Annotated in this window: 12 protein-coding genes; 5 read left to right on the top strand and 7 right to left on the bottom strand. The window is 68.5% G+C overall.

Annotated features, from left to right (window positions below; all coding sequences use genetic code 11):
* Nucleotides 1–2: 2 nt before the first annotated feature.
* From MEBOL_RS16355 to MEBOL_RS16340, 4 genes are all read right to left on the bottom strand, one after another.
* Nucleotides 3–2,417, bottom strand: coding sequence for a glycoside hydrolase family 65 protein (locus tag MEBOL_RS16355; protein ID WP_095978313.1), 2,415 nt, complete (start codon nucleotides 2,415–2,417; stop codon nucleotides 3–5).
* Nucleotides 2,414–3,187, bottom strand: a complete 774-nt coding sequence (locus MEBOL_RS16350) for an HAD family hydrolase (RefSeq protein WP_095978312.1) — start codon at nucleotides 3,185–3,187, stop codon at nucleotides 2,414–2,416. The genes MEBOL_RS16355 and MEBOL_RS16350 overlap by 4 nt, the downstream gene beginning before the upstream one ends.
* A 131-nt stretch (nucleotides 3,188–3,318) precedes the next feature.
* Nucleotides 3,319–4,281, bottom strand: coding sequence for an aldo/keto reductase (locus MEBOL_RS16345; protein ID WP_095978311.1), 963 nt, complete (start codon nucleotides 4,279–4,281; stop codon nucleotides 3,319–3,321).
* Nucleotides 4,282–4,402: 121 nt separating this feature from the next.
* Nucleotides 4,403–5,989: a tetratricopeptide repeat protein gene (locus MEBOL_RS16340; protein ID WP_157775038.1), complete on the bottom strand. Its 1,587-nt coding sequence runs from the start codon at nucleotides 5,987–5,989 to the stop codon at nucleotides 4,403–4,405.
* 455 nt (nucleotides 5,990–6,444) lie between these two features.
* Between MEBOL_RS16340 and MEBOL_RS16335 the strand changes: the two genes are divergently transcribed.
* From MEBOL_RS16335 to MEBOL_RS16325, 3 genes are all read left to right on the top strand, one after another.
* Nucleotides 6,445–7,062: a TIGR02265 family protein gene (locus MEBOL_RS16335; protein ID WP_095978309.1), complete on the top strand. Its 618-nt coding sequence runs from the start codon at nucleotides 6,445–6,447 to the stop codon at nucleotides 7,060–7,062.
* 108 nt (nucleotides 7,063–7,170) lie between these two features.
* Nucleotides 7,171–7,584: a hypothetical protein gene (locus MEBOL_RS16330; RefSeq protein WP_157775036.1), complete on the top strand. Its 414-nt coding sequence runs from the start codon at nucleotides 7,171–7,173 to the stop codon at nucleotides 7,582–7,584.
* Nucleotides 7,581–7,973, top strand: coding sequence for a hypothetical protein (locus tag MEBOL_RS16325; protein WP_095978307.1), 393 nt, complete (start codon nucleotides 7,581–7,583; stop codon nucleotides 7,971–7,973). Before MEBOL_RS16330 ends, MEBOL_RS16325 begins: the two co-directional genes overlap by 4 nt.
* 13 nt (nucleotides 7,974–7,986) lie before the next feature.
* Here MEBOL_RS16325 and MEBOL_RS16320 read toward each other — a convergent pair whose 3' ends face one another.
* Nucleotides 7,987–9,114: a spore photoproduct lyase family protein gene (locus MEBOL_RS16320; protein WP_245919811.1), complete on the bottom strand. Its 1,128-nt coding sequence runs from the start codon at nucleotides 9,112–9,114 to the stop codon at nucleotides 7,987–7,989.
* 72 nt (nucleotides 9,115–9,186) lie between these two features.
* Between MEBOL_RS16320 and MEBOL_RS16315 the strand changes: the two genes are divergently transcribed.
* Complete coding sequence (locus tag MEBOL_RS16315; RefSeq protein WP_095978306.1) at nucleotides 9,187–9,471, top strand: hypothetical protein; 285 nt, start codon at nucleotides 9,187–9,189, stop codon at nucleotides 9,469–9,471.
* A gap of 1,122 nt (nucleotides 9,472–10,593) precedes the next feature.
* Here MEBOL_RS16315 and MEBOL_RS41185 read toward each other — a convergent pair.
* Together MEBOL_RS41185 and MEBOL_RS16295 are read right to left on the bottom strand one after the other, a co-directional pair.
* On the bottom strand, nucleotides 10,594–12,687 hold the full coding sequence (locus MEBOL_RS41185) for a tetratricopeptide repeat protein (protein ID WP_157775032.1): 2,094 nt from the start codon (nucleotides 12,685–12,687) through the stop codon (nucleotides 10,594–10,596).
* Nucleotides 12,688–12,840: 153 nt separating this feature from the next.
* Nucleotides 12,841–13,923, bottom strand: coding sequence for an aldo/keto reductase (locus MEBOL_RS16295; protein WP_095978302.1), 1,083 nt, complete (start codon nucleotides 13,921–13,923; stop codon nucleotides 12,841–12,843).
* 164 nt (nucleotides 13,924–14,087) lie between these two features.
* On the opposite strand from MEBOL_RS16295, the gene MEBOL_RS16290 reads away from it, so the two are divergent.
* The gene (locus MEBOL_RS16290) at nucleotides 14,088–14,933 is read left to right on the top strand and encodes an aldo/keto reductase (RefSeq protein WP_095978301.1); all 846 of its coding nucleotides are present in this window, start codon (nucleotides 14,088–14,090) and stop codon (nucleotides 14,931–14,933) included.
* Nucleotides 14,934–14,984: the final 51 nt, after the last annotated feature.

Below are 14,984 nucleotides of genomic sequence, written 5' to 3'. Positions count from 1 at the left end.
GGTCACGGGCCGAGGGGAATCGTCCGGGTCTCGTGGGGCGGGAGGCGCAGGCATTTTCCCCGCACACAGACATCCAGCGCGGGCTCCTGGTCGCTCCACAGGCCGGTGAGCCGCAGGGTGTCCGGGGTGATGTCCACGTCCACCAGGTGCTTGTGGTAGCGCAGCGAGAACCTCAGCCGCCGCAGCTCCTCGGGCAGGTAGGGGTTGAAGTGCAGCATGCCGCCACGGACCTCGATGCCCGTGTAGGCGCGCTGGATGAGGTCCACCGAGCCGGCCATGGCCCCCAGGTGGATGCCCTCCTGGGTCGTGCCGCCCTGGACGTCCGAGATGTCACTGTGGAGGACCTCGCTGAAGAGCCGCCACGAGGCCGCACGATCCCGGCGGGCCAGCACCCAGGCGTGCACCACCCCGCTCAGCGTCGAGCCGTGGGAGGTGCGTTGCAGGTAGTACTCCACGGTGCGTCCGATCATCTCCGGTTCCATCCGGTAGCCGAGCCGCTCGAGCAGTTCGCGCAGCTCCTCCGCCGACAGCAGGTAGAAGAGCATCAACACATCCGCCTGCTTCGACAGCTTGTAGCGGTTGGGGGTATCTCCCTCGGCTTCGAGGATGCGATCCAGGCGGTGGATGTCCTTGTAGCGGGCGCGGTATCCCTCCCAGTCGAACTCCTGGAGCTGTTCATAGCCCTCGAACTGGCTGAGCATTCCATCCGCGTGGAACACCAGCCGCATCCGGCGGCTCACCTCGTCCCAGTGCGCGAGCTCCGAGTCCTCCAGCCGCAGCGTCTCGCGCAGCTCCTGGAGGCGTTCCGCGGGCAGCAGGCGCAGGACCTTCAATCCCTTGCACAGCACCCACACCGCCATGAGGTTGGTATAGGTGTTGTTGTCCAGTCCCGGCTCGGCGCGATCCGGGTAGCCCGTGTGGTACTCGTCCGGACCCATCACGCCCTTGATTTCGTAGCGCTTCAGCGCGGGGTTCCACTGGGCCATGCTGGCCCAGAAGCGCGAGAGCTCCAGCAGCATCTCCGCGCCGTGGAAGTAGAGGAACTCCGAGTCCGCCGTGGCCTGGTAGTACTGCCAGATGTTGTAGGCGATGGCCGCGTTGATATGGCGTTGCAGCGACGTCACGTCCGCCACCCAGCGCCCCGAGCGGGGATTGAGGTGCAGGGATTGGCTCTCCTCGCGTCCGTTGCTGCCGCTCTGCCAGGGGAACATGGCGCCCGGGTGGCCCGCCTCACGGGCCGCCTGGCGTGCCTGGGGCAGCCGCCGGTGGCGGTAGCGCAGGATGGCGCGCGTCAGGGCGGGCAGCCGCAGGTTGAGGAAGGGGAAGATGAACAGCTCGTCCCAGAAGATGTGTCCCCGGTAGGCCTCGCCGTGCCAGCCCCGCGCCGGCACGCCCACGTCCTGGTCGATGCTGTGCGGTGAGACCGTCTGCAGCAGGTGGAAGATGTGCAGGCGCAGCACGCGGTGGGTGCCGTTCGGCTCGGCCAGCTCCAGGGTGAGATCTGCGCGGCGCCACAGGTGCGTCCAGGCCTGCGCGTGCGTGGAGACCAGGTCCTCGAAGCGCTCGGGCGCCGTCCTCGCGGCGTGCCTCGCCTCCATCGCCGCCTCGGACACGGCGTGATCCCTCGACGAGTAGAGCGTCACCACCTTCTCCACCGCCAGGCGCTGCCCCTCGGTCAGCGACACGGTGAACTCGTGCGCGACATAGCCCTCTTCCTTGAGCAATTCCCGCGAGTGCTCGGCCGGAGCGCCCTCCACGAACAGCCGGGTGCGCGCCGCCTCCGCCACCGTCAGGCGCGACTGCACCGTTTCGACTTCCAGCAGCAGCGTCTGGGCGTCCACCTCCTCGGCCACCAGCGTGCGCAGGTGCCTGCCCTGGAGCCGCTGGTAGCGGGGGACTCCGGCGTTGATCACCCGTCCATCCAGCGCCGAGCGCACGCGGACCTGTCCGCTCCAGTTCTCCGGCACGAGCACCATTTCCTGTCCCGCCAGGTGCTTGTCCCGCATGTGCACGAAGCGCCGTTGCTCCAGCCGTGTCCTCCGGCCCCGGGCGTCCACGAAGCGCACCGTGCGCAGCAGCAGGCCCCGCGCCAGGTCCAGCACCTGCCGATACTCCAGCGGGGTGACCGCCCGGAGGTCGAACCAGTCCTCTCCCTCCAACCGGAAGGTGAGGGGCAGCCAGTTGGGCATGTTGACGAGGTCCTCGTTCTCCACCACCTGCCCGGACAGATCCGTCGTCAACCGGTTGTAGCCGCCCGCCAGGTAGGTCCCCGGGTAGTGCGTCCCATCCGCGTGGGACTCGGGCGCCGCCCCGCGCGTGGCGAAGTACCCATTGCCCAGCGTGCACAGCGCCTCGCGCAGCCCTTCCCGCTCGGGCGCGAAGTCCTCGTAGGTGAACAGCCACGGCTCTGGGTTCATGGCATCGCTCCCTCGGCATGGGTGTCCGCGCCGTCCACGTCCACGGCGGAGAGCTCCGTCACCTCCACGTCCGCGCCCGCCCTCAACAGCTCGCCTCGCGCTCCGGAGCGGCGCACCCCGATGACGCACCCGAAGCCGCCTCGCCGCCCCGCCTCGACGCCCGCCTGGGCGTCCTCGAACACCACGGCCCGCGCGGGCACCACCCCCAGGCGCCGGGCGCCTTCCAGGAAGGTGTCCGGCGCGGGCTTGCCCGCCAACCCGAGCCTCCCGGCCTCCACGCCATCCACCCGGGCGTCGAACAGGTGTCCGAGCCGTCCCGCCCGGAGGATGGCCTCGCCGTTGCGGCTGGACGTCACCACCGCCGTGCGCAGGCCCGCCGCGCGCGCCCGTTCCAGCAGCCGCACCGCCGACGGACTCACCTCCACGCCGCGCTGCTTCAGGGCTTCCAGGAACCAGGCGTTCTTGCGCGCCCCGAGCCCCTGCACCGTCTCCGCGTCCGGGCCCTCTTCCGGAGTGCCCTCGGGCGCGGTGAGGCCCCGGCTCCTCAGGAAGCAGCGGATGCCCTCCAGGCGCGGCCGGCCATCCACGTAGAGGCGGTAGTCCTCCGGGGTGAAGGGAGGCGAGCCCTGGGGGAGATAGGCGTCGAACAGGCGTTTCCACGCGGCGGCATGGACGCTGGCGGTGCGGGTCACCACACCGTCCAGGTCGAACAGGAGCGCGTCGAACTCACGACGCGACAGGTGGATGGACTCGGGTGCGCGCGAGGACATGGAATCGGGACTCCCGGGGAAGGCTCCACCCCTGTTCCCTCCACGCTATGCACGCTCCCTCTCCCCGGTCAGGGGAAGCGGGGGCAGGGGAGGGGGCGGCCTCTCGACGGGCGGGTGGCCCGGGTTCCGGGTCACGCGGGAACGAGGGCCCGCAGCGCCTCGGGTTCCTCGCCGAGCCATTCGGGGTGGGTGGCGGTGCCATCGTAGACGGACGAGGTCTTGAAGGGCTCGAACTCGCCCCGGGCCGCGGCCGCGCGCGTCTTGGCGAGCAGGGCCTTCCACGCCTCGTCCGAGAAGGGCTTGAAGGTGCGAGCCGCCTCGAAGGCCTGGTCCAGGATGGCCTCGCTGTCGATGCCCGTGATGACGGCGGAGGTGGGCAGGTGCAGCGCGTAGTGCAGACACTCGATGGGCGTCACCGTCTTGCTGCGCAGGAGCGAGCCGTTGGCCAGCGTCTTCATGGCGAGCACGCCGATGCCCTGGCGCACGAGCTCCGGCACGACGAGCTGGGAGAAGCTGCGGAAGTGCGCGTCCATGAGGTTGAGGGGCATCTGCACCGCGTCGAAGTGGGCGCCGTGCTCGCGGGCGACCTCCAGCATGTGCAGGTGGATGCGCGGATCCTTGTGCCCGGTGAAGCCCACGTAGCGCACCTTGCCGGCCTTCTGGGCCTCGAGCAGCGCCGCGTGTGCGCCCTCCTCGGCGAAGACGCGGTCGGGGTCCTCGTAGCGGAGGATCTCATGGTGCTGCACGAGGTCGACGTGGTCCGTGCGCAGGCGCTCCAGCGAGTGCTCCAACTGCCGCAGCGCCTCCTTCTTCGTGCGCCCGTCGATCTTCGTCATGAGGAAGACCTTCTGGCGGTAGCCGTCCTGGAGCGCCCGGCCCATGCGCAGCTCGCTCAGGCCCTCGTGGTAGTCCCAGCAGTTGTCCATGAAGTTGATGCCGCGGTCGATGGCCGCGCGCACGAGCCGCACCCCCAGCTTCTCGTCCACGGTGGGCAGTCCGATGTGCCAGCCGCCCAGGCCGATCGCCGACACCTTCTCCCCGGTCTTTCCCAAGGTGCGGTAGGGCATGTCCCCTCGCACGTCCGCCTCCGCCATGGCCGTTTCCTCCTGAACCGCGTCTCCACACGCTGGGGATGGGCGCTCCGGGAAGGAAGCGGGGGAGCCACGGCCATGCGGTCAGGGGGGCGAGCTCCAGGCTCCCTGGCCACGGGCCGCGTCAGGGGCGCTCGGAGGCGAGCTGCCGGCGCAGTTGCTCGGCCAGGGCGAGCCGGTTCTGGCTCGGGGGTTGGGACAGGGCTTCCCGCTCCAGCAGCCCGAGCGCGCGTTTCAGGTCTCCGTGCTGGGCATGGAAGCGCGCCAGGTTCAACAGGGACTCCTCGCTGCCGTCCAGGGCGAGTGCCCGCTCGAAATGGGCCTGGGCCTCTCCAGCGCGCCCCTGGAGATCCAACGCCGCGCCGAGCAGACGATGGGGCCGGCCAAAGTCCGCGTCGAGCGCGATGGCCTCGCGGGCGCACCGCTCGGCCTCGCTCCAGCGGCCGAGACTCAACCAGGACGCGGCGGCGTTGGCCTGGAGCACGGCGCCGCGGGGCTCCACCTCGATCGCGTGAAGGGCGAGCGAGTCGCCATCGCGCCAGTCCGCGTGTCGCGACTGCACGGCCAGGGCATTGCCCGCGCCGAGCGCGGCGAGCAGTCCCCAGGCGAGCGATGGCCGGGGCAGCCGGGCGGCGAGGCGCGACACGGCATGGGCCAGGGCGATCGAGGCGCCCATGAGGGGCGCGTAGAGCAACCTTTCTCCGTACAGGGAGGGGCTCACCACGAGCAGGTTGGAGACGGGGAGGAACAACAGGAGGAACCAGGCGAGGCCGGCGCTCGCGAGGGGCGCCCGGCGCCACAGGGCCACGGCCAGGGTGGCGAGCAGCGCGAGCGTGCCCAGGCCGAGCCAGGCTCCGGCGCTGTCCACGCCCGCGGGGGCGCACGCGGGCGCGGAGCACAGGTAGAGCCGGTGCAGGGGGTTGACGATGCCGGCGAGGTATTGAGACCAGAAGATGTCCGCCGCGCCGAGGACGCGCCCGCTCCAGGAGGCGGTGACGAGCGGGTTGGTCATGTCGCCGATGCTCGCGCCGAGGACCGTCCCGAGGGCGTGCGCGCGAGCGCTCAGGACGAGCCCCGTCACGAGGACATAGGCGCCCACCCGGCCCCAGGGGAGCGAGCGCCAGCGGCCCGTGCGCAGCGCCTCCAGCAGACACCACACGAGGGGGTAGAGCAGGGCGCTCTCCTTGGAGAGGAGCGCGAGCGCGTAGGCGAGCACGGCGAGTGTGGCGGCGCGCGGGCCCGGGGTGCGGTGGGCGGCCCAGCCGAGCAGTCCGAGGAGCGCGGCGAGCACGTCCGCGCGGCCGACGATGGAGTGCACGGCCTCGGCGGGAGCGGCGAGCGCGGCGAAGAGCGCGGCGGCGGCCCAGGCGGTGGTGTCGCCCGCCCACGCGCGCCACGCGCCGTACAGGGCCGCCACGGCGAGCACATGCAGCAGCACGTTGGTCAGGTGGAACACCCAGGGCGCGCCGCCGCCCACCCGCTCGTCGAGCACGAAGGTCAGCACGGCGAGGGGCCGGTAGGTGCCGATGGTGTTCGGCGGAACGCGGCCCCAGTAGTCGCGGAGGAAGGCCTCGGCCGGGGACACCTCGCCCTGGACGACGGGGCTGCTGGCCACGGCGAACGCATCGTCCAGGACGAAGCCCGAGGGCACGGCGCCCGCGTACACCAGTGCCGTCCATGCGCAGAGCAACACCCACCGACGTGTCTTCACGGACGGCCTCCCTGGCGCATCCTTATATATGCCGAGGGCCGTACGCGGGGCCGCTGGTCCCTCGGGGGACAGAGCCACTCGGGTGCGCGCGGATGTCCCGCCCCAGGAGACCTCGCCTTCACGGCGCCGGACGCGCTGGCGAGTGCTCCGGGCATGGCGCGCGCGCTGCGCAGAGTGGCTGGGAGGAAAGGGCCCGGACGTGCTGACCTTCCAGCACGGGTGATACGGCGCGGCGAGGGCGCGGGAGATGGTACGGGATCGAGTCAGTATGACAGGCGTGCCCTGAGGTGGGTCCGTCCTGACACGCGCCCCATGTGAAGATTGATGTCGGCGATACACACGGTTTTACCTGGACGTCCAGGTGTGACAGGATTTCCAGGACACGGGGGTGGGCGGGGTCCACGGGTTGGATCGGGGGATGGGTTCGCCGAGGCGAGCCGGGGAGGGCGCACGGGATGAATATCGGCATCGAGGAGCGCACGGCACTGGCTGGCCAGGAGCTGTCGCAGCAGCTCGCCTGGCTGTCGCCCGAGGACACCCTGCGGGGCATGTTCTTCCGGAGCGTGCAGGAGGCGTTGTTGGCGCTGCGGGGCGAGGCCGCCTTGGAGGCGTGCCTGGAGGAGTGCGGAGCGGGCCGAGACTTCGTGGACTTCTTCGCCTACCCGGCGAAGGACTTCGTGAAGCTGCTCGGGCGGGCGGCGTGGTTGATGGCGGAGGGGGAGTGTGACGTCGAGGAGATGATGCGGATGTTGGGGCACTTGGGGACGGCGGTGTTCCTCAAGAGTCCGGTGGGCCGGGCCATGGACGTGCTGAGCTCGGGCACGCCGCGGCGGGTGTTGGAGAACCTGCCCATGGCGTACCAGGTGCTGACGCCCATGGGGGGCCCGATGGTGGTGACGTGGCTGTCGCCCACGCGCGCGCGCGTCACCTTCACGCGGGCGCTGTTGCCGCGTCCGTACCTGGAGGGCCTGTTGGAGGCGATGCTCAAGAAGGCGGGAGCGCGGGGCGTCCGCGTGGCCAGCCATCGCCTGGGCCCGATGATGAGCGAGTACGACCTGACCTGGTCGGTGTAGGGCGCCCGCGTCAGGCCCTCCTCGCTTTTCCAGGTGGTTTCGCGGTGTTCGGAGTGCATGTTCCCAGGCGGGAGGCCCGTGGCGTGGGGCTTGCTGAGGGGCCTGGGCATGAACCTTCGATCGATGCTCTGGGTGTGTCCCGTCGTGCTGTCCCTGGGTTGTGGCTCGGGAGAAGTCATCCACGAGGAGGTGGGGAGCGCGAAGTACTTCCTCGACAACCAGTCGAGCCATGCGCTGCGCGTGGAGTGGAAGACCACCGGGCAACTGGGAAGCGAGACCGAAGGCGTGGCCTCCGTCCCGAGCGGCACGGTGCGGGAGCTGCGCTCGGACAGCGCCTTCGGAGTGAACCCCAGGCCCACGGACACGTTCGTGTCGCTGACGCTCTACCGGACGGACACGGGTGGGCGGGTCTACTCGCAGGAGCCGGTCCGCGACGAAGCGTGGGTCAGCGAGCGCGAGGACTCACGGACCTACGGACTCACCCATCACACCCTGCGCATCCGCGACGAGGACTTCCAGTGAGCGCACGAGACAGGAACCCCCTTCGTGCCGCCCTGCTGCTCGTCATCGCCACCCTGTCCTCCGCTTGTGGCTCCAACACGTCCGCCTGCACCCTGGAGGCGCGGGCCTCGGTGCGGATCCAGGTGGTGGACGGGCAGGGCCATCCCCAGCGCGACGCGCGCGTCACCTTCACGCGCGATGGCGGGCCCGAGCAGCAGGCGTTGTGCAATGGCAGCCAGACGCGGCAGGGCAACTGCGACGCGTGGGTGACCGGGTACGAGAGCCCGGGCGAGTACGTCCTCACCGCCACGAGCGCCGACGGCCAGCGCACCGTGACCCAGTCCGTCTCCGTGGGCGAGGACGCGTGCCACGTCCAGACGCGGAGCGTGACGCTCGTCCTCCCGGACTGAGCGGGGCCGTGCGTCAGAACGCGTAGCGCACCCGGCAGTAGGGCATGCGCCGCTCCAGCAACTGGATGAACTCGCGCACCAGTTGCCCCTTCATCCCGGTGCGGTAGCGCACGTTGGTGCCCCCCATCTGGGACACCTTCGCCTCTTGTAACTCCGGCCGCCACAGCAGCGCCTCGGCCTGGGGGTGCCAGCCCAGGTTCACCTCGTGCAGCCGCTCGTTGTGGGTGAGGAAGATGATCTCACACGCGAGCTGCGCCTTGGCCGCCGCCCCCAGCGTGTCGTCCAGCTCCTGGAAGAGCGCGTCGTACTCCGCCTGCCAGCCGTCGGTGATGACCACGGGCGAGAAGTTCAGGTGCACCTCGTAGCCCGCCGCCACGAAGTCGTCGATGGCGGCGATCCGCTCGGCGATGGGGCTGGTGCGCACGTCGAGCAGCTTCGCCTTCGCGTGCGGCATCAGGCTGAAGCGGATGCGCGTCTTGCCCTGGGGCGCGTAGGTGAGCAGCTCGCGGTTGACGAACTTGGTGGCGAACGAGCCCATGGCGTTGGGCAGGGTGGTGAACAGCCGCACCTGATCGCGCACGTTGTCGCTCAGGGCCGCGTCGGCCGAGCAGTCGCTGTTGCACCCGATGTCGTAGACCCAGTAGCGCGGGTCCACGAGGTTGGGCTCGCGCTTGGGCCCCAGCTTGCCCGCGTGCCGGCGGAGGGCGGCTTGGATCCGGTCGATGTTGACGAAGACGGTGACGGGGTTGGCGTAGCCCTTGTGACGCGGCACGTAACAGTAGGCGCAGGCCATGACGCAGCCGTTGGCCGCGGAGGGCGGCAGGAAGTCCGCGCTGCGCCCGTTGGGCTCGAAGCGCATCGTCTTCTTCATGCCCAGCACCAGGGTGCTCCCCTTGATGCGGTTCCAGGACTCGACGTTGCCCTCGTTGCCGTGGAGGCCGGGGATGTTCCAGTGCGAGCGGACCTCCACCCGTTCGGCGTCGGGGAAGCGCGCGAGGATATCCCGGCCGCGCGGGTGCAGCCCGGCTTCGGGTTCCAGGTAGATGCGCGAGACCCTCAGCAGACGCTCGAGGGGCCGGGTCGCGGCGGAGGGCTCGGGAGGAAAGAGGTCCAGGTTCATCACGTCACGGGAGAGATACATCCGGAAACCTCCCGGTGCCGGGAAGGTGACGCCCTTTTCACCTTCCCTCCCGGCATGGGCTAGAATGGTGGCATGTCCTCCCGTCCTCCAGGACAAGTCATCGTCCTGCCAGCCGCCGTCACGCACTGGCACAAGGCGCGGATGCGCCGACGCAAGATGAAGATCGCGCTGGCGAGCGTGGGGCTCGCGGGCCTGCTCGTGGCGCTCCTGGAAGTCGTCTTCGAGGGGAATGACTCGGGCCCGGGCGACGGCGACTCGATGATGGACGAGTCCCCCTTCCGGCCCTCGTCGGGTGGCGAGTCCCGCGACATGGATGGCCCCGCGTGGTTCTCCACCTCGGGTGGGGGGCGGCCGTAGGACGGTGCCTCAGATGTCAGGGGACGACTTCGATCGCGGCATCTCCCCTCCACCGGCCGACGAGTTGGCCCATGTTGTCGAAGCCGAAGCACCAGACTGCGTCAAGAGGACCGGCCGGTGGCGCGCTCTTGAGGGAGCGGGGGGTTCCGGGTGGAGGTCTGAGCGTGCCTACCCGCAGGGTTGCATTCGATGCGTTGGCCGAGACATGAGGTTGCTTTGTCAGATGCAAGCAGGGCTCTACTGCGAGGAGGATGTCCGCCCCGTCAGCGGCGTCCATTCTCGGTAGGTCCGACCTCTCGAACGGGGTGCACACCCAGAGGCGTGGTCCAGGTCCGGTGATTCCTAGCAGTCTGGGATGCAGGGCCTCGCGCGAGCCATGGTGGGGGACTTTCAATCCCGTATGGTCAGACAGTCCGGGATGGCGCTTGTCCACGGACTCCCATCCGCTTGGCAGCACCGAGCCACTCGGATTCTTCCACGGTAAGTCCGCGCCGAGCATCAGTCGTGTCTGTCCCCAGGTTACCTCAAGGACGGTACTGAGTTCATTCGCTCGTTCCTTGGGAAGATGGGAGAGGAGCGTGCGAATCTCCAGTTCCGTGGGGGCGAGGCACCGCACTCTCGCCGGACCAGAGATGAGCGTCTGCTGGTCGCGGATGGGAAGGAGTGTCGTGGCCCCAGAGGAGACGAGTCGCTCCATTGCGCTCACTGCCGCCCGGACCGTGCGAGCGGCGATGTTCTGACTGGTGACACCCGATAACTCCAGATCGCGAATACGCCGGGCGAGATCTTGTTCGGGAGGTGTATTACCTGTCACCGCCACGAGGGGTGGGCGCATGGCGTCGAGCAGCTCCGCCAGGCCAGCCGCGTGATCGTCGTGCGGATGCGTGAGCACCGAGATGAGGAGTTGATCCTCTGGAGAGCGACGCCATCGCGAGATAATTCCTTCCTGGGGCAGTTCTCGTCCGACCTTGCACGAATCGACCGTTATCCATCCGCGTTCAGGAAGCGCGAGGGCGAGTGCTTCGGCTCCATACCCTGGTCTACCGCCCGGACCGCAGACGAACAGGTACATCCGATCTTCGCGAAGGGGTGTTTCAAGAGTGGCAAGGCTGGCTGCCGGAATCATGGCGACGATGTCGCGGACGTGCCGAGCCACTGGTGGACATAGCGGAGCAGCTCGAGATTCTCGTCGGGGCCAGAGCCGATCACCTCGATGCTCTTGGCGGGCCAATGAAAGATTCGCCTCACTCCTTGCGAGTATTCGGCCAGGATGACGAAAGCGTCGCTCTGGGGGGCACGCCCGCGCGCCATTTCATTCCATTCATGGAGCGAGAGTTCGACCCCTTGGAGTTCCCGGGACTCCGCCTTCTCGTCAGGCTCGGCGTAGACGAGTTCAATGTCCGCCTCACCCACCCTGCGCACTCGCCCGGGACGCCAAGTCTCCAATTCATGGCCGTCGTCTTCTTCAGGGAGGAACGCGGGCTGCGTCCAGCGTTCTTCTGGAGGAATCGCTTGAGGGTAGACGGACTCGCCAAGCTGCGTCGCTTCCATGGCGTCGGCGACTCGCGCGGAGAGCGCACGGAGTACGTTGCTGGATGCGATGATGTCACGAGGTACGAGCGACATCACTTCGTTCGCCCGGTCAATCTCACCCATGTTGAGCCATGCCTCGATGAGCCAGCGATGGAGGGAATGTGCGAATCGCGCATCCTCTTGGACCTCGACTTCGCTCGGGTCGAGATGCTCGAGCGCTCGGCGAAAGGCCTCTTCCGCGTCACGGAACCGGGCGCGGTGGATGAGGAATGTACACAGGCGCGCGTGCCACCAGACGTTGTCCGGACGCTGTTCTATCGCGAGGGCGTAGTGCTTCTCGACCTCGTCGGGCTCGCGAGCAGCTCGATCGAGATTCCACGCATAATAGTGGTGCGCATAGTCGTCGTGCTGGAATTTCGTCCAACAGCGTCTGTACACGAGCGCCGCGTCTTCGAAGCGCTCTTGTTCACGGCTGAGTGCGCGTCCAAGGTCCCAATACATCTCGGGAGCGGGCAGGTCGAGGTGCTCGAGCTGTTCGCGGGTATGCGTGCCGGCGTGCGCCCTGTGGTGCATTTTCTCTAGCCACGGAATCACCTTGCTGGGGTGGAGTTGCTCCGGGGTTGTGGCACCATCAAGTTGCGTCCAGGCTTGTTCGAAGCGCGCATGGGTGAGCAGGTCGGGCTCGGCCAGTTTCTGTCCCAATATGTTGCCCGACAGCAGTGCCTTGCGGACCGGTTCGCTCAGGCGTACGCGCCCGTCACTCGTCTCATACCCCAGCCCAACGCGGACGAGGTCTTCGATGTTCTGGAGTTCCGGGACCGAGGCGAGGAGTTTGTCCCAAGACAGAGCGAATCTGGCGAATGCAGCCCGCTGAAGGGCGGGGGCGTGCTCGTGCCAAGCCAAGGTTTGACGCAGCTGTTCGAGCAGGGGCTCCAAATCATGGCTGATGAGGGAGCGGAGTCGTCGTGCGATCTCGGCAGGCGGGGAGCCGAGCGAGACAAGTGCGACCGCCAGCCTCAATTGGTTGGGAGTGGGTAGATTGGAAGGGCGCGTCCTGGTGACAAGTTCTTCCCGGAGTCGATGGAAATCAGTCTGAAGCGTGCGCCAGGGTGCTTCATCTTCGAGCGCATGTTTCGCGAGGCGGGGGACTGGCAGGGCAAACTCTTGTGTGGCGCGATACCCCAGATCGCGAAGAGCCCCGCGGGGATGTGAACTCGCGAGAACAAGCACGCGGAGGAAGGGCTTTTCCTTTAATGCGAGCCCGAGTTGACGCACGAAATCCCCAGCGCGCTCGGCGATTGTTTGCTCGACCGCATTGCGCCCTTCTCCCCATGAGGGGTGGATGCGTAATGCAAGGATCCGTTCTTGCTCGTGCAATTGGTCGATGCTGGCGGTAAGCGCCTCCCGAGTCGATCCCGACAGCAAATTCGGGGTTGGCTTCTCGCGGCGTGCCCATCCCGCGAGTTGCAGGCGCGCATGCGCGACGGCATCGGCGGAAGAGAGGGACACGGTCCGGACTACGGCGAGCTTGTCCCCGAAGCGGGATTGCAGCGTGTCGAGGACAATATCTCGTCCCGAGCCCTGGCCGCCATGGAACCAGACGAAGCTTCCAGACCGAGAGAGGGCGTCGGCCGCTTGTTGAGCCTTGAGTCGAATCGGACCTGGATCGACGAGTACAGCCATGTAGCAACCGATAGCATGGCCGCACCACACCCGCACCAATTCCGCCTGTATGCGGGCGACCCATGAAGAGTCGTCAACGTCGCTCCAAAGGAGTTACAGCCTTGGCGGAATAATGGCCACTTGGCGTTGGGCGGGTGCCTCAGGTCAGAAGTTTTATTTCCGCGGCTCCTTCCTCACGAGCAGGGTCGAGGGCGGAGCGCTGATGCCGTTCACGGTGATGCCGCCGTGCATGAAGGTGGGCGCGCCCTGGAGGAAGCCGGCGGGGAAGTTCAGCGTGGGCTGGGAGACGGCGTCGAGCGCGGCGGTCTGCTCGGGGGTGAGCTTCACGTCCAGGGCGGCCAGGTTGCTTTCCAACTGCTGCATCGTGCGCGCGCCGATGATGGTGGAGGTGACGCCCGGACGGTTCTGCACCCAGGCGAGCGCCACGTGGGCCGGCGTGCTGTCGGTCTCCTTCGCCACGCGCTGCAGCACGTCGATGATGGCGTAGGCGCGCTCGGTGAGGGCGGACTCGGTCCAGGCGCCCCGGGCGGCCTTCACCTGTCCCGCGTTCTCCCGCGTGTACTTGCCGCTGAGCACCCCGCCCTTGAGCGGGCTCCAGGGGGTGACGCCCAGTCCTAGCTCGCGCGCCATGGGAATCAGCTCGCCCTCCACGGTGCGCTCGATGAGCGAGTATTCGATTTGAAGGGCGATGAGCGGCGTCCAGCCGCGGAAGTGCGCGATGAGCTGCGCCTGGGCCGTCTTCCACGCGGGCGTGTCGGAGAAGCCGATGTAGCGCACCTTGCCCGCTCGCACGAGGTCATCCAGGGCGCGCATCGTCTCCTCGATGGGCGTGTGCTGGTCGTGGCAGTGCATCCACAAGAGGTCGATGTAGTCCGTGCGTAGGCGACGCAGGGACTCGTGGGTGGAGGCCAGGAGCGCCTTGGCGCCCGCACCCCCTCCGTTGGGGTCTCCCGGCGTCAGGTTGCCGAAGAACTTGGTGGCCAGGACGACCCGGTCCCGCTTGGACGGGTCCCTCCCCAGGTGGTCTCCGAGGATGCGCTCGGAGTGGCCCAGGGTGTAGATGTTCGCCGTGTCGATGAAGTTGCCACTCAGAGCCAGGTAGCGGTCGATGATGGCCTGGGTGTCCTGGATGTTCGAGCCCCAGCCGAAGTCGTCCCCGAAGGTCATGGCTCCGAGGCACAGGGGGCTGACGCGCAGGCCGGAGCGACCCAGGGTGACATAGTGGTGGAGGGGCATGGGGCGATGACTCCGCGTGAGAACAGGGGGAGGCGCTGTGCTAACGCGGGAGGCCGGGCCGCGCCAGGCGGGGAATGGTCGGTGGGGGCGGTCCGGGGACTCGACCGGGTATCCCGGGGGTTGACGCCCATGGAGACGACGAGCGAGGCGACGAGGGGAATCACATGGAGAAGCGCGTCTGGGGTTCCACGGGAATGGGGGTACCGGTGCTGGGTCAGGGCACCTGGCAGATGGAGGGCGATGCCCGCGCCGAGGCCCTGCGCGCGCTCCAGGTGGGCGTGGAGCTGGGCCTCACCCACGTGGACACGGCCGAGCTGTACGGCTACGGCGAGGTGGAGACGTGGGTGGGCGAGGCGCTCGCCGGACGGCGCGACGAGGTGTTCCTCGTCTCCAAGGTGATGCCGAGCAACGCCACCTACGCGGGCACCCTCCAGGCATGCGAGCGCAGCCTCAAGCGGCTGAGGACGGACCGGCTCGATTGCTACCTGCTGCACTGGCCCGGAGCCCACCCCCTGGAGGACACGGTGCGCGCCTTCGAGCGCCTCCAGGCGGACGGGAAGATCCGCTCGTGGGGCGTGAGCAACTTCGACGTGGAGGAGTTGGAGGAGGCGCTGGCGATCGCGGGGCCGGGGCGCATCGCGTGCAATCAGGTCCTCTACCACCTGCGCGAGCGGCACATCGAGCACCGGGTGCTGCCGTGGTGTGAGCGGCACGGGGTGGCGCTCGTGGGCTACAGCCCCTTTGGCAGCGGGGACTTCCCCGAGCCCGAGAGCGAGGATGGGCGGGTGCTGGCGGAGGTGGCGCGGGCGCATGGCGTGAGCACGCGGCAGGTGGCGCTCGCCTTCCTGACGCGGAGGGCTCCGCTCTTCGCCATTCCCAAGGCGAGCCGCGAGGCGCATACCCGGGACAACGCGGCCGCGGCCCGGCTGCGGCTCACCTCCGAGGAACTCTCCCGGCTGGAGGCGGCTTTTCCCTCGGGCTCGCCCGAGCGGGCCTTGCCCATGGTGTAGACGGGCGGGCGGGCGAATGGCACCGCCGGGAGTCCCGCCGCGTCTGATACG

Origin of the sequence: Melittangium boletus DSM 14713 (assembly GCF_002305855.1) — a bacterium.
Lineage (GTDB): Bacteria > Myxococcota > Myxococcia > Myxococcales > Myxococcaceae > Cystobacter > Cystobacter boletus.
This window is presented reverse-complemented; position numbering and strand designations above follow the sequence as displayed.